The 13,200-nt window shown below is 64.3% G+C and carries 16 protein-coding genes, 1 pseudogene and 1 riboswitch; of the genes and pseudogenes, 8 read left to right on the top strand and 9 right to left on the bottom strand.

The window, feature by feature from the left end; translation table 11 throughout:
• Positions 1-100: 100 nt before the first annotated feature.
• Positions 101-1,318, top strand: a complete 1,218-nt coding sequence (locus JFC13_RS01860; RefSeq protein ID WP_198395402.1) for a Fic family protein — start codon at positions 101-103, stop codon at positions 1,316-1,318.
• A 20-nt stretch (positions 1,319-1,338) separates the two neighbouring features.
• On the opposite strand, the gene JFC13_RS01855 is transcribed toward JFC13_RS01860, so the two are convergent.
• Both JFC13_RS01855 and JFC13_RS01850 read right to left on the bottom strand, forming a co-directional pair.
• Positions 1,339-2,025, bottom strand: coding sequence for a response regulator transcription factor (locus JFC13_RS01855; RefSeq protein WP_269769969.1), 687 nt, complete (start codon positions 2,023-2,025; stop codon positions 1,339-1,341).
• Positions 2,026-2,032: 7 nt separating this feature from the next.
• Positions 2,033-3,181: a sensor histidine kinase gene (locus JFC13_RS01850; protein WP_198395401.1), complete on the bottom strand. Its 1,149-nt coding sequence runs from the start codon at positions 3,179-3,181 to the stop codon at positions 2,033-2,035.
• Between the two features lie 152 nt (positions 3,182-3,333).
• Between JFC13_RS01850 and JFC13_RS01845 the strand changes: the two genes are divergently transcribed.
• On the top strand, positions 3,334-4,002 hold the full coding sequence (locus tag JFC13_RS01845) for a DedA family protein (RefSeq protein WP_198395400.1): 669 nt from the start codon (positions 3,334-3,336) through the stop codon (positions 4,000-4,002).
• Positions 4,003-4,007: 5 nt separating this feature from the next.
• A complete protein-coding gene (locus JFC13_RS01840) occupies positions 4,008-4,622 on the top strand; it encodes a histone deacetylase (protein ID WP_198395399.1) in 615 nt (204 codons plus the stop codon).
• On the opposite strand, the gene JFC13_RS01835 is transcribed toward JFC13_RS01840, so the two are convergent.
• Positions 4,576-5,547, bottom strand: a complete 972-nt coding sequence (locus tag JFC13_RS01835) for a ketopantoate reductase family protein (protein WP_198395398.1) — start codon at positions 5,545-5,547, stop codon at positions 4,576-4,578. The two genes, JFC13_RS01840 and JFC13_RS01835, sit on opposite strands and share 47 nt — an antisense overlap.
• A 36-nt stretch (positions 5,548-5,583) precedes the next feature.
• On the bottom strand, positions 5,584-6,264 hold the full coding sequence (gene thiE / locus JFC13_RS01830) for a thiamine phosphate synthase (protein ID WP_198395679.1): 681 nt from the start codon (positions 6,262-6,264) through the stop codon (positions 5,584-5,586).
• A 23-nt stretch (positions 6,265-6,287) separates the two neighbouring features.
• Positions 6,288-6,390: riboswitch (TPP riboswitch) on the top strand.
• Here thiE and thiO point away from each other — a divergent pair.
• The 4 genes from thiO to moeB all read left to right on the top strand — a co-directional run bounded on the left by thiO (position 6,381) and on the right by moeB (position 9,817).
• A complete protein-coding gene (gene thiO, locus JFC13_RS01825) occupies positions 6,381-7,586 on the top strand; it encodes a glycine oxidase ThiO (RefSeq protein WP_198395397.1) in 1,206 nt (401 codons plus the stop codon). Its footprint overlaps the riboswitch before it by 10 nt.
• Positions 7,583-7,831, top strand: coding sequence for a sulfur carrier protein ThiS (gene thiS, locus JFC13_RS19780; RefSeq protein ID WP_198395396.1), 249 nt, complete (start codon positions 7,583-7,585; stop codon positions 7,829-7,831). The genes thiO and thiS overlap by 4 nt, the downstream gene beginning before the upstream one ends.
• Before the next feature lies 1 nt (position 7,832).
• Positions 7,833-8,600: a thiazole synthase gene (locus JFC13_RS01815; protein ID WP_198395395.1), complete on the top strand. Its 768-nt coding sequence runs from the start codon at positions 7,833-7,835 to the stop codon at positions 8,598-8,600.
• Positions 8,597-9,817 carry a molybdopterin-synthase adenylyltransferase MoeB gene (moeB, locus tag JFC13_RS01810; RefSeq protein WP_198395394.1) on the top strand — a complete coding sequence of 407 codons (1,221 nt, stop codon included), beginning with the start codon at positions 8,597-8,599 and terminating at the stop codon, positions 9,815-9,817. Before JFC13_RS01815 ends, moeB begins: the two co-directional genes overlap by 4 nt.
• Here moeB and JFC13_RS01805 read toward each other — a convergent pair.
• Positions 9,755-10,258 (bottom strand): SRPBCC family protein, encoded by a 504-nt coding sequence (locus JFC13_RS01805; protein ID WP_198395393.1) that lies wholly within the window; start codon positions 10,256-10,258, stop codon positions 9,755-9,757. The genes moeB and JFC13_RS01805 overlap by 63 nt on opposite strands.
• 70 nt (positions 10,259-10,328) lie before the next feature.
• On the opposite strand from JFC13_RS01805, the gene JFC13_RS01800 reads away from it, so the two are divergent.
• Complete coding sequence (locus tag JFC13_RS01800; RefSeq protein ID WP_198395392.1) at positions 10,329-10,973, top strand: mismatch-specific DNA-glycosylase; 645 nt, start codon at positions 10,329-10,331, stop codon at positions 10,971-10,973.
• Positions 10,974-11,007: 34 nt separating this feature from the next.
• Here the strand turns inward: JFC13_RS01800 and JFC13_RS01795 are convergent, their stop codons facing one another.
• The 4 genes and pseudogenes from JFC13_RS01795 to JFC13_RS01780 all read right to left on the bottom strand — a co-directional run.
• Positions 11,008-11,622, bottom strand: coding sequence for a thymidine kinase (locus JFC13_RS01795; protein ID WP_198395391.1), 615 nt, complete (start codon positions 11,620-11,622; stop codon positions 11,008-11,010).
• A 97-nt stretch (positions 11,623-11,719) separates the two neighbouring features.
• A complete protein-coding gene (locus tag JFC13_RS01790; protein WP_198395390.1) occupies positions 11,720-12,427 on the bottom strand; it encodes a PepSY domain-containing protein in 708 nt (235 codons plus the stop codon).
• A 74-nt stretch (positions 12,428-12,501) separates the two neighbouring features.
• The gene (locus JFC13_RS01785) at positions 12,502-12,963 is read right to left on the bottom strand and encodes a VOC family protein (RefSeq protein WP_198395389.1); all 462 of its coding nucleotides are present in this window, start codon (positions 12,961-12,963) and stop codon (positions 12,502-12,504) included.
• A 53-nt stretch (positions 12,964-13,016) separates the two neighbouring features.
• Positions 13,017-13,163, bottom strand: a pseudogene (locus JFC13_RS01780) (mycothiol transferase); the annotation flags it as partial.
• Positions 13,164-13,200 lie beyond the last annotated feature (37 nt).

The raw sequence follows: 13,200 nt of genomic DNA, 5'->3' as shown, positions 1-13,200 counted from the left end.
TGCGAGTCTAACGAGGGAACCAAGTTCCCCGGAACTGGGATCACCATGAGAGATATTCCCATTTATTTTATTATATGGGCTTATCGACTAGACTATTCCCATGTCCGATTCCGCCGTTCCCGTGCCCGATCCTGCCGTTCACGTGCCAGCAGCGCAGGCAGAGACCAGACCGTGGCGCCAGGAATTCCGCGGCGGCACGATCGACGACAGAAATTTCGCCGAGGTGTCCGTCTCCATTCCGGCTCGCATCGGCTCGGTCGACCTGCGCCTGCCCTCGGAGCTCGCCGCACGCTCTGAAACCGCGGTCCGCGCGATCTCGCGGCTTGATGCCGAGCACGGTCGCACCTTGATCCCGCTGTCGTACCTGCTGCTGCGCAGCGAGTCGATCGCCTCGTCGAAGATCGAAGCCGAAGAGGCCCCTATCGACGACTTCGTCCGAGCCCTCCACGGTGCGAAGTCCAATTCTTCGGCAACTGCGATGGCAGCTGCAACGGGCGCGCTGGATCTGCTGACATCGGGAGCGATCAATGCCGATTCGGTCTCTCGCGCCCATCGGCTGCTGCTCAAGGACGATGCCAGTGAGGCTCACCTGGCCGGCCGACATCGGCCGATGCAGAACTGGATCGGCGGCTCCGATCATTCGCCCCGTGGCGCGCTCTACGTTCCCCCTCCCCCCGAGCTCGTCCCTGAGCTCATGGATGATCTGCTGACCTTCGCCCGCCGCGTTGACATTCCCACGATCGCGCAGGCCGCCGTCGCCCATTCACAGTTCGAAGCGATCCATCCCTTCACCGACGGCAACGGTCGGATCGGACGGGCTTTGGCGGCTGGGATCCTCCACTCACGCGGCGTCACGACCGGGATCACCGTTCCCCTGGCTGCTGCCTTGGTCGAGGTTCGAGACCGCTACTTCGCCGCGCTGAATTCCTATCACTCAGGCGACGCCGGACCGGTCATAACGCTGTGGTCGACATCATCGGTGATCGCGGCGGAGGAAGCTCAGCTGACCGCGCATAGGCTGGCTGGACTGCCTGATGAGTGGGCCGATCTCCTCGGCCATCCACGTGAGAACAGCGCCGCAGCCAGGATCCTGAACTACCTCGCATCGGACCCGGTGTTCACGATCGACGATCTTGAGGACTCATTGAAACTGTCCAGCTCCTCGGCGAACAGGGCGGTCTCCGCGCTGATGGACGCCGGGGTCGTGCGCGGCCTGACCAGTCGCAAACGCAATCAGATCTGGGGTGCCGGCGATGTGCTGGCCGAGCTCGAAGACCTCAATCTGCGCATCGGTGCCCGCGCCCGTTCCGAACTCTGAGAACCTTGCTCTCCGCCGGCTCAGGACTGATCGAGGTAGTGCAGGACCGCCGCGACCCTCCGGCTCGTGGTCTCCCCTGCGTGCAGCCTGAATTTGTCGAAGATCGAGCTGATGGCCTTCTCCACGGAGCTGATGGACACGTAGAGTCGTTCGGCTATACCGCGATTCGACAGCCCCTCAGCCATGGCTTGAAGGACCTCGTTCTCACGAGGGGTGAGCGCCGACAGGGAATTCTGCTTCTCGGACGAGCTCAGCAGCTGCCGGACGACCTCGGGGTCGATGACGGTTCCGCCCTCCGCTATCCGATTGACGGACTCGAGGAAGCGGTCGATGTCAGTGACCCGGTTCTTCAGCAGGTAGCCGACTCCCATGGTCTCGGTGCTCAGCAGCTCGGTCGCATATTCGCGCAGAACGTATTGGCTGAGCACGAGGACTCCGATGTCCGGGAAGCGGCGCTTGATCTCCAGCGCGGCCTCGAGTCCTTCTGTGGTGTGGGTCGGCGGCATCCTGACATCGACGATCGCCAAGTTCGGGCGCTGAGCCGCGACCGCGGTGAGGAGCTGCTGCCCGTCATCGACAGAGGCCACAACTGCGATGCCCTCGTCTTCGAGCAGGCTGCGCACCCCCTCGCGCAGCAGCACCGAGTCATCGGCCAAGGCGACTCTCATCGGGCCGAGGATCGGGGTTTCGGCGCTGGATTCAGGCATGCCAGGTTCAGACATAGGGGATCTCCGCTCTCACTGTGGTTCCGACATTCTCTGTGCTCTCAATCGTCATCGTCCCGTCCAGTGCTCCGACCCGACGCGACAGTCCTTTCAGCCCGCTGCCGGCAGGGTCGGCTCCCCCGGTGCCGTCATCGACCACCTCGGCGATGAGCCTGTGTTCATCGGCGATCACGCTGATTCGAACAGTCGACGCATTCGCGTGCTTGACCACATTGGTCACCGCCTCCCGGACGACGAAGTACGCAGCAGATTCACTGGCCTGCGATACCCGATGGTCGGGGACGGCGGTGAGGGTGACCGGGATCGGGCTGTGATCGGCGACCCGGTGGAGGACGGTGCCCAGGCCGTGTTCGTCCAGTGCTGTGGGATAGACCCGCCAGGCGACCTCGCGCATCTCATCGATGAGGTCCTGGGACTGCACGAGGGCGTCGCCGAGGAGAGCGCTGACCTTGTCCTGATCCTTCGCTCGTTGGGCACGTGCGATGAGCACGGACAGGGACACGACATTCTGCTGCACCCCGTCGTGGAGGTCACGCTCGATCCGGCGCCGCTCCTCGTCGATGGCCATGACCACACCGTGACGGGTCATGAGAAGTTGGGTGATGCGGGTGTGGGGCGCGTTGGGGCGGCTGGTCTCGGTGAACCTGGCGTCGATTCTGCCGTGCAGCCAATTGGCGAACTCGGCGAGGACGATGACCCCGATGAGGTTCGCGGCTCCATAGAGCACTCCGACGAACAGGGTCGGCTGGCTGATAGTCCAGAAGTCGAAGCCGATGGTGACGCTGCCGCCGATGAACAGTCCCTGGATGAGCGAGCCGATGGTGACGAGCAGGAAACCCGTGAGCAGATTGAGCACGGGAATGGCGATGAGGCCGGCGACCACACCGTTGAGGACGAAGAAGCCGCGCTTCATCGGGTCCGAACCCATGATGATGCCGAATCCCCGCTCCTGCCGGGAACGTTCCCAAGTCAGGACCCTCCGGCTCAGTCGCGAGGTCGAGGTGGGGATCGCGGCGAGCAGCAGCGGAAGGCACAGCAACACGCCCCACAGGATGCCCAGCACCGAGGCGCTCCAGCGTGTGACGAACATGCGGGATTCTCGGGGAATCCGCGCGGTCAGCGAGGTCGGCCAGGGCATAGGTCGATCGTAGCAACGCCGGGCGCCTGATCCCATGGGTCCGACCGCAGTCTCCGTTTCCGGTTTTCCGCATTGTCGCTCCGGGCTCCTGCACGCGAGACTGCTCTTCGCCGCGTTCCGAGCTCGCCTGTCGGTCAATAGCGTGGATGAGTATGGACTTCGCTTTCGACATCCTCGCCGCCACGCTCGAATCGCCGTGGGTGTACCTCCTCGTCTTCATCATCGCCGGCCTCGACTCCCTGTTCCCGATCGTGCCCTCCGAAACGGTTCTCATCACCGCGGCGGCCTATGCGGCCACCGGAACACCGAACCCCGTCGGACTCCTGCTGGCAGGAGCAATCGGTGCCCTCACCGGCGACTTCGCCGCCCACCTAGTCGGGCGCGGGGGTGGCTCGTTGGCGTCTCGGTGGGCCCGGCGTCCGCGTGCACGTCGACTGCTCGAACGCACCGAGGAGATATTCGCTCGCCGAGGCGGCACTGTGCTCATCGCGGGACGTTTCGTTCCCGGCGGACGCACGGCCACCACCGTGACCTCGGGGATGCTGAAGTATCCGATCCCTCGGTTCCTCGCCTTCGATGCGGCAGGATGCCTGGCCTGGGCGCTGTATTCGACGGGCATCGGCCTGCTCAGCGGTGTGCTGTTCGAGGACCAGCCGCTGCTCGGAGTGGGGTTGGGCATCGGCATCGCACTCACCATCACCGGTGTTGCGGAACTCACGCGCAGACTTCTGGCCAGGAGGAAAGCCCGATCAGACGGGGACCTAACGCCACACCGAGACTCTGCAGATTGGACAGCCCCAGCCGTTGACGTGGCATCATGAATGGGATGTCTCAAGCACTCGTGTGGTATGTCAGCTATGGGTCGAACATGCATCGTGACAGGCTCGCCTGTTACCTGCAGGGCGGCCGTCCCCCAGGTGCATTCGTCACCTATCCCGGCGCACGGAACTCCGCTCCGCCGTTGGCAGAGATGGGCATCGAACTTCCCGGATCCATCTACTTCGCCGGCAGCTCCACCGTGTGGGGCGGCGGAGGAATGGCCTTCTATGACCATCATGTACCAGGCCCCACACCGGCCAAGGCATATCTCATCACTGCCCAGCAGTTCGCCGATGTCGCCGATCAGGAGATGAACCGGCCGCCTTCATCGGCCAACCCGCTGGAGACACTGGCCTGCGAACTTCCCGTCGGCTCCGCCCACTCGGTGGGGCCAGGCGGGTACGAGACCCTTCTTGTTCTCGACCGCGCAGATTCGATCCCGATGGTGACGTTCACGGCTCCGCACGGATCGGATGCAGTCACCCAGACCATCCCCGGTGAACCGTATCTGACGATGCTGCGCCTCGGCGTCGACGAGGTCAGTTCCGTCTCAACCGTCGGTTCAGTCTCGACGCTCAACTCGGTCGCAGCGACTCCCCAGCCCGCAGCTGCACAAGTGTGAGATCGAGCAGGGGCGTCTGCACACCGAGGTCAGCGGCTGTACGCGCGAGGTGACCGAGGATGTGCTCGGTTTCGCTGGGCAGACCAGAGGTCACATCGCGATAGAGCGATGAGGTGAATGACGAGCCCTCGGCGGTGAGCATGTCAAGAGTCATGTCCCTGGCCTTGGCCGAGACCGGGTGTCCCCCGGCGCTCGCAACGGCTTCGAGCTCGTCGACGATGCCCACGATGTGCGATTGTCCGCCAGCTGCCATGATCGCTCCGACCGGGGCCCGGAACAGGCATGTCACGACTCCTGCCGCGGCGATGAAGATCCACTTCTCCCACAGGGCGTCCGTGATGCTCTCAAGGATCTGCAGTCTGTAGCCGGGAACGTCAAGAGCCTCGACGATGGGACCGGGGACGACTTCCCCATCGAGATCGCCTATGGTCATGATGGCCAGGTCGGTCATCTGGTGGATGGCTCCGTCCTTGATCGTTCCGACGATCTTGACCAGACCGCCCAGAACCTGGCCGGGGAATTCCTCGACCAATCGCTCGATCTGAGCCATGCCGTTGAGGAACGGAATGATGAGCGTGTCCACCCCCACTGCGGGTCTGATGTCGTCGATGATCGACTCCAAGGCGTTGGCTTTGACCGCGACGATCACGAGGTCGAAGGGAGCCGAACCCGGGCGCTCGCCAGCGGCGGAATCGGCAGCTGCCGGATCAGCCTGGGCCAGGTCGGCGGCGGTGAGGACGGGGATGTGGTTCGTCCGGTCCTCACCGGGGGCGACGAATCGCAGGCCGTCGGCACGCATCGTCTGCGCTCGGGCCTCACGGACGAGGAACGTGACATCGCGATCGGCTTCGAACAGCCGGGTGCCGAACGCCCCGCCGGTCGCGCCGGCTCCGGCGATGAGTATCTTCACTGTGTGCTCTCCCATGTCAGATGGATTCCCTTGCTGTTGCGCTGCGCGCTGTCACAACGCCTGTTTGAGTTCCGCAGCCGCAGCTGCAGGGTCGTCTGCTGCGGTCACCGCACGGACGACGACGATGCGCTGCGCACCGGCGGTTCTCACCTCGGCGAGGCGCTCGCCTGCCGAGATCCCGCCGATCGCGAACCAGGGCTTGGACGCGCTGGAGGCGAGCGCGCGCAGGGGGTCGGTGCCGATGGCTGGTCTGCCGGGTTTGGTCGGGGTCTCCCACACGGGACCCAAGCAGAAATAGTCGATCTCGGGGTCCGCCTCGGCGGCATCGGCCTGGGCGATGGAATGGGTCGAGCGGCCCAGGATCACATCCGGGCCGAGGACCGCGCGGGCCTGTTCGCTGGTGAGGTCGCCCTGGCCGACGTGGAAGACATCGGCGCCGACGAGGAGGGCCACATCGGCTCGGTCATTGACGGAGAAGAGCTTCCCGTGCCGGTGGGCTGCGTCCCTGAGCACCTCGAGTGCTTCGATCTCGGCCTGGGCTTCGAGGCCCTTGTCGCGCAGCTGGATGATGTCGACGCCACCGGCGTAGGCGGCATCGAGGAACTCGGGAAGATCGCCCTGCACGCTGCGGGAATCGGTGCAGACATAGAGCCTGGCCGTGCGCAGCCGGTCAAGGCGTGTGCCCCTGTCTGTGCCTCTGTCTGTGTCTTGGACTGCGGCGTCCATTGTCATATCTGCGACCATGCTCCTAGAGTAGAGGAGTTCGCGGGAGCCTCATAAAGGGGCTGAGAGGGCTTAGTGCCGACCGTTCAACCTGATGCGGATCATGCCGCCGGAGGGAGAAGCACGTGCACGTCATTGTTGTGGGAGCTGGAATCATCGGCTTGTCCACTGCCTGGAACCTGCGCCGTCGCGGCGTCAGCGTCACCATCGTCGATCCTGCCCCTGCCATGGGTGCCTCCCATGCGGCGGCGGGAATGCTGGCCCCGGCCGCCGAGGTGGTGTGGGGACAGTCTCCCCTGTATCCGCTCATGCGTGCCTCGGCGGACCTCTACCCGGACTTCGCCGCCGAGCTGACTGCCGTCTCGGGCCATGACCTGGGGCACTCGAGCACCGAGACCCTCGTGTGTGCCGGTGACCGGGCCGACCTCGCCTCCCTGCATGAGCTCATGAACCTGCAGTCCTCTGCCGGTTTCGACGTCTCCCTCATCGCGGGATCCCGGGCCCGTGAACTGGAACCGTCCCTGGCACCCGGGGTGTGCGGAGCCGTCACGATCCCCGGAGATCATTCGATCGATCCCCGCCGGGTCACCCGTGCACTGATATCGGTCCTCCGTGGTGGCATCGTCCAGGCCCGCGTCACGGGTCTGCTCAAGGCAGCCGGGGGCACCGTGGGCGTCGAACTCGACAATGGGTCGAGGGTGACTGCTGATCAGGTCATCGTCGCCGCCGGCGCTTCGTGCAATGACATCGCGGGGGTACCGACGCTGCCTCTGCGCCAAGTATGGGGTGAGGTGATCAGACTCCGGGCACCGACGGCACTGGCCCCACTGCTGGCGCGCACGATCCGCGGTCTGGTCAACGCTCGGCCCGTCTACATCGTGCCTCGCCCCGATGGCGAGCTCGTCCTCGGTGCCACGAGCCGTGAGGACGGCCGGTCGGGAACCAACGCCGGCGGCGTCCACCAGCTGCTTCGTGACGCAGAGCGCCTCGTCCCGGCCATCCTCGACTGCGAGATCACCGACATCACCACCCGTGCCAGACCGGGCTCACCAGATGACGTGCCGATCATCGGACGCATCGATCCCGGCTGTGTGGTGTCAACCGGCTTCTTCCGGCACGGCATCCTCCTCGCACCGCTGGGTGCGGGCCTCACCGCCGACCTTGCCACCAGAGCCGACACAGCATGGGCGCCATCGGGGTCACAGGCAGCGATGGGACCGGACCGCTTCGATTCAGAGCACCCACCAGCGGAAGCTCAGGACGCACAGGAGATACAGGACACACAGCAGCACACCGTTTCGATTCAGCAACCAGCAGGGAGTCATCCGTGACCGACACCATCACCATCACGCTCAACGGCGAGCGCCACGCACTCGCCGGTCCCACCACAGCCAAGGACCTCATCTCCGGCATCGTCGACAAGGAGATCGGCGCCGACGGCTCCCCCATCGACGGCAGCCGCCTGGGCATCGCGCTCGCCGTCGACGGTGAGGTCATCAGGCGCGGACAGTGGTCGGGCTTCACCCTGGCCGAGGGCCACAGCGTCGACATCGTCACCGCAGTGCAGGGAGGCTGATATGACCTGGAACATCGACGAAGTGACTCTGAACTCCCGGCTCGTCATGGGCACCGGCGGCGCAAGTTCGCTGAGCATCCTCGAACAGGCGCTGGAAGCATCGGGCACAGAACTCACGACCGTAGCACTGCGCCGCTACGACGGCACTGCCCGCGACTCGGTGTTCGCCCTGCTGCAGCGTCTGGGTATCCGCATCCTGCCCAACACGGCCGGATGCTACACGGCCAGGGATGCGGTGCTGACTGCCCGATTGGCCAGGGAAGCTCTCGAGACGAACTGGGTCAAGCTCGAGGTCATCGCCGATGAGGAGACCTTGCTGCCCGATCCGGTGGAGCTGTTCCGGGCCGCGGAGGAGCTCGTGCTCGACGGCTTCACGGTCTTCGCCTACACAAACGACGATCCGGCCCTGGCCAAGAGGCTCGAGGATGCCGGGGTTGCTGTGGTCATGCCTGCCGGTGCTCCGATCGGCAGCGGGCTGGGCATCCTCAATCCTCACAACATCGAGACGATCGTCAGCCGCGCCCAGGTGCCTGTGATCCTCGATGCCGGAATCGGCACCGCCTCTGATGCGGCTTTGGCGATGGAGCTCGGCTGCACCGCCGTCCTCTTGGCCTCTGCGGTGACCCGGGCACATGATGCCAGCGCCATGGCTCGGGCGATGTCCCTTGCTGTGGAGTCCGGTCATCTGGCTGCCCATGCCGGGCGCATCCCCAAGCGACCGTTGGCCCTGGCCTCATCGAGCTTCGACGGGATGGTGACCCCGAGATGAGCGCGGCGAACAATCCGGGCCCGCTGGTCGAACCGCTCGATTCTCTGAGCCCACGGGAACTCGAACGCTACGCCAGGCATCTGAGCCTGCCGGGCATCGGGGTCGATGGACAACGCCGGTTACGGGCCGCCTCGGCGCTGGTCATCGGTGCGGGAGGCTTGGGTGCTCCGGTTCTGCACTACCTGGCCGCGGCCGGGATCGGATCGATCACGATCATCGACGACGATGTGGTCGAATCCTCGAACCTGCAGCGCCAGGTCCTTCACCGCGATGCCGATATCGGTCGAGCCAAGGTCGATTCCGCCCGTGACGCCCTGCTCCGCCTCGATCCGCTGCTTGAGGTCCACGCAGTTGCGAAGCGCTTGAGTCCCGACAACGTGCTCGAACTCTTCTCGTCCCATGATCTGGTGCTCGACGGCGCAGACAACTTCGCGACCCGGTACCTGTCCAATGACGCGGCCGAACTCACCGGCACCCCACTGATCTGGGGCACGATCTTTCGCTTCGCCGGTCAGGTGAGCACCTTCGTTCCCGGGCACGGGCCGATGCTGCGCGACCTGTTTCCCGACATCCCCGAGGCCGATTCCGTGCCCAACTGCGCCGAAGGCGGTGTCCTCGGGGTCCTGTGCGGCACCATCGGTTCGGCGATGGCCACGGAGGCGGTGAAACTCATCTGCGGCATCGGCACTCCCCTGATCGGTCGCCTGCTGCGCTATGACGCACTGGAGTCCGACTACTCCACGCTGAGGTTCTCACCGGATCCTGATCGCGAACCTGTCACCGACCTCGCCGAGGTAGCAGTGGCCTGTGCAGCTGCCCCTACAGAAGCAGACGGTGACGGTGCAGATCGGGAGGACGAGATCAGGGTCGATGAGTATCTGGCTGATCCTTCCTCCGCCCTCCTCATCGATGTGCGGGCCGATTGGGAGCGCCAGCTGGCATCGATACCCGGATCCGTCCACCTGCCGCTGGGTGCGCTGCAGGTCGAGGGGTGGGCCTCGGTGGAAGCTCTTGTCACGCAGCTGCCTCACGAGGTCGTCATCCACTGCAAGTCAGGGGCCCGCTCCGCTCAGGCCGTACAGCTTCTGCGCGATGCGGCACCCGAGTCCGTGCGTCTGCGGTCCCTGGCCGGCGGCATCGATGCGTGGTCGGCCTCAGGGCATGAGACGGTTCAGTCGTCTGGCCAGACCGCGGTGGCCGGCTCTCATCACACGTGAGTGCATCCACGTTGCCACGGGACGCAGCATGCGAATCGACGAGCGCGAAATGGTCACACACCACACGGAGCTGATCGTGGTGATCGGGCCCGTCTGCTCCAGCGACCACACACCGGTTCCCCTCAGATCACCGGTGGCAAAGAACGAGACGAAGCGCGGCGGGCCTGTGTCCTGAAGTTCGATTCCGAACCTCAAGGTGACACCGATCGGGCTCTGCACCTGAATGTCGGCGCGGCTGCCGGGCACGATCCTGTCATCGTTGGGGACCGCCACGGGCAGACCCGGCCACCACTGCGGCCACGACTCGACATCGGACAGCACGGACCACACCTCTGTTGGACTGGCATCGACCCTCCACGTGCTTTCGAAGTGGAAGGGGGCTGACTCACCGGCGTGCGGTCGCACGTGCTGATGAGTCTGCTGCCCGTATTCGCGCGTCATGGGTCTCCCGACTGTTCTGAGTCGACGGGCGCTGATTCGTCCGTTCTGACTCGACGGTAGTGTGGACAGCGTGATTGAGGAAGGTTTCACCAGCTCCCGCCGACCATCGCCTTTAGGCGGACGAAAGCCGACGAAGGACGACCTCGCTGAGTTCGCCACTGACAATCCCGACGCCATCGATGACGTTCTCCCCGGGCGCCCGGGTGAACTCTCGATGCTCATCGTCGGAATCAACCCGGGCCTGTGGACGGCCGCGGTCAATGCACCCTTCGCCCGACCGGGCAACCGCTTCTGGCCGTCTCTGCATCAGGCAGGTCTGACCGATCACCTCGTCGACGCTTCCCTGGGCCTGGCCGTCGAGGACGAGGCACAGCTGCTGGCACGCGGCATCGGCATCACCAATCTCGTGGGACGGGCCACAGCCCGGGCCGATGAGCTGGACAAGGACGAACTGCGCGAGGGTGCGGCCAGACTTGTCCGCCGACTCGACGACATCCGCCCCAAGGTAGTCGCCGTCGCTGGGATCACATCGTTCCGGATCGGATATTCGCAGCCCAAGGCCCATCTCGGCGAGCAGGACACGTCTCTCATCGATGGCTGGCCCGAGGACATCAACCTTCACGTCGTACCTCAGCCCAGCGGTCTCAATGCCCATTATCAGGTTCCGGACTTGGCCCGGATCTGGCGTGAGGTGTGGGAGAGCATCGAGGACTGAGCAGCTGCTCTGATGCGGTCGTGACCGATTGCTTCTAGTGCGGTGGAGCGAAATGCTCCCGACAACGTGCGACATAGGACTCGAGGCCCCCGACATGGCTGGCATCGATGTCTGTGGCACTCGGTTCCGAGGCGTCGACACTGAGCCCGGGAGTACCCACACGTTGGTGGAAGACGGCATCCCTGCCGCAGATCGTGCACACTGCGGTGAGTTTGAGAACGTCCTCGGCCACGGCCATGAATGTCGGCATCGGTTCGAAGGGGCCGCCGTCGAACGTCACGCACAGGCCTTCGACGATGACTGCAGCACCACGTTCCACGAGGTCGAATACGGTCGGTACCAGGTCAGGTCCGAAGAATTGGGCCTCGTCGATGGCCACCAGATCATAGTCCTCGGCGCGAGCGACCTCGGCGAGGGACTCGACGTCACCGACGGGTACCGCGGGAATATTGATCCCGTCGTGAGAGGTGATCGTCGACAGATCGGACCGTGTGTCGAGAGAGTGGCTGAGGACGAGCACATTGACCCCGGCGATCTTTGCTCGCCGGACGCGGCGCATGAGTTCCTCGGATTTGCCTGAGAACATGGGGCCGGCAATGACGTCGAGACGCCCTGCCGGCGAAGGCGAAGCAACTGGGTTCAAGGGCATGGCGCCAGCCTACGCCGCGATGCTCCGTCCTGACAGTGCCCATCTGTCGTGATGGTGCTCAGGACGCGGCACTGGGGTGATCAGGATGCGGCAATGGTCAGTCGTCGACGGTGACCTTCTTCGATTCGACGTCGACGGATACCTCGATCTCCTCACCCTTGTCATCGAAATCGAACTGGTATTCGATACGGTTGTCGTCGGATTCGAGCTTCCATCCGTCGAGTCGGCCCGAGCCCTTGTCCTGAGCAAGCTTGAGCGCCTCGTCGAAGGTCATCGGGTCATTCAGGTCGATGGCCTGCTCTTTGTCGTCCGAGGAGTCCTTCTCCGTGTCGACGACTTCACCGGTCTCAGCATCGATCTCGATATCGAAGTCAGTGGTGCCGGCGATGACCTTGACCTCGTACTGCCAGGCCTTGTCGCGTTCGTCGAAGTCGAGTTCGATGCCGTGTACGGTGCCGTCCTTCGCTTCCTTCTTCGCCGTGGCAATGGCATCCTCGGGTGCCACTGATGGTGATTCCCTGCTCAGATCGGCATCAGCGGCCAACCCCGAGGAGCTGGTTCTCGTCGAGCCCTGCGACTTCGTGCCTTCAGCGCCGTCATCGCTGCCGGCATCGTCATCGCCTGCTTCAGCGTCGTCTGATTCGTCGTCGTCAGAGTCGTTCTGGGCCTCAGGTGACTCTGAGGTTTGGCCTTCGGTCTCCGAAGCCTGACCATCACCTGAGTCCCCATTTGAACAGCCAGTGAGGGCGAAGGCGAAGATCATGGTTCCTGCAGCGGCTCGCGTGGCCCATCTCTGTGTCTTCATGCTCTCAACGGTAACAAGGAGGTGCGCCCGCTGCCCCCTTGCTAAGAGGATTCTCATCCTGGTCAGAGCCCTAGTCAGTCGAGGCAGAACTCGTTTCCCTCGGGATCGGCCATGACGATGAATCCCGTCTCCATCGGCGGGTTGGGATCGACCCGCTCGAGACGCTGTGCGCCCAGCTCCTGCAGACGCTGACATTCGTCTTCCAACGCCTGCATCCGTTCGCTGTTCTGCAGCCCGGGGGCAGCACGCACATCGAGATGGACTCTGTTCTTGACGATTTTGTCCTCGGGCACTATCTGGAAGAACACTCGGGGACCGCGTCCGTGCGGATCCTCGATCGCGGCGCGGAAGTCCTCCGGCTTCAAGTCGATGCCCAGCCCCGCGACGAATTCCTTCCATGCGGCCAAAGGATCGTCACCGGTGCTGAGGCTGACTCCGGGAGGGCCAGGGATGACGTATCCGAGCGTCTCTGCCCAGAAGGTGGCTTGCCCGATCGGGTCGTGACAATCGAAGGTGATCTGTACTGCGCGGGTCATGATGTCTCCTCATTGAGATCGTTCAATCAAGGGTACCTGTTTTTGCTCCGTGGTCACTGCCCCCTTCGGCCATCGATGCACTCCCGGAGAAGGTCAGCATGCCCGCAATGCCTGGCGTACTCCTCGATCCGATGGATTTGGAGTTCCCTCACCGCTATCTGCGATTCGCCGAGGCGGGTTCCCAGATCTTGTGCCTGAGCAGCCCCAGGAACGTCGAGGATCGGCGGGTTGATGCCA

Source organism: Brevibacterium antiquum (genome assembly GCF_016107655.1).
GTDB classification, from domain to species: Bacteria; Actinomycetota; Actinomycetes; order Actinomycetales; family Brevibacteriaceae; genus Brevibacterium; species Brevibacterium antiquum.
The sequence above is the reverse complement of the archived record's forward strand: the minus strand, read 5'-3'. Positions and strand labels throughout refer to the sequence as shown.

Coding starts and splice junctions, on each gene's coding strand:
- JFC13_RS01845 (WP_198395400.1), top strand. CDS start 3,334: ATGGACTTCGCTTTCGACATCCTCGCCGCCACGCTCGAATCGCCGTGG.
- JFC13_RS01855 (WP_269769969.1), bottom strand. CDS start 2,025: ATGCCTGAATCCAGCGCCGAAACCCCGATCCTCGGCCCGATGAGAGTC.
- JFC13_RS01860 (WP_198395402.1), top strand. CDS start 101: ATGTCCGATTCCGCCGTTCCCGTGCCCGATCCTGCCGTTCACGTGCCA.
- thiE (WP_198395679.1), bottom strand. CDS start 6,264: ATGACAATGGACGCCGCAGTCCAAGACACAGACAGAGGCACAGACAGG.
- JFC13_RS01790 (WP_198395390.1), bottom strand. CDS start 12,427: ATGAAGACACAGAGATGGGCCACGCGAGCCGCTGCAGGAACCATGATC.
- JFC13_RS01805 (WP_198395393.1), bottom strand. CDS start 10,258: ATGACGCGCGAATACGGGCAGCAGACTCATCAGCACGTGCGACCGCAC.
- JFC13_RS01840 (WP_198395399.1), top strand. CDS start 4,008: ATGTCTCAAGCACTCGTGTGGTATGTCAGCTATGGGTCGAACATGCAT.
- JFC13_RS01835 (WP_198395398.1), bottom strand. CDS start 5,547: ATGGGAGAGCACACAGTGAAGATACTCATCGCCGGAGCCGGCGCGACC.
- JFC13_RS01815 (WP_198395395.1), top strand. CDS start 7,833: ATGACCTGGAACATCGACGAAGTGACTCTGAACTCCCGGCTCGTCATG.
- moeB (WP_198395394.1), top strand. CDS start 8,597: ATGAGCGCGGCGAACAATCCGGGCCCGCTGGTCGAACCGCTCGATTCT.
- JFC13_RS01795 (WP_198395391.1), bottom strand. CDS start 11,622: ATGCCCTTGAACCCAGTTGCTTCGCCTTCGCCGGCAGGGCGTCTCGAC.
- JFC13_RS01850 (WP_198395401.1), bottom strand. CDS start 3,181: ATGCCCTGGCCGACCTCGCTGACCGCGCGGATTCCCCGAGAATCCCGC.
- JFC13_RS01785 (WP_198395389.1), bottom strand. CDS start 12,963: ATGACCCGCGCAGTACAGATCACCTTCGATTGTCACGACCCGATCGGG.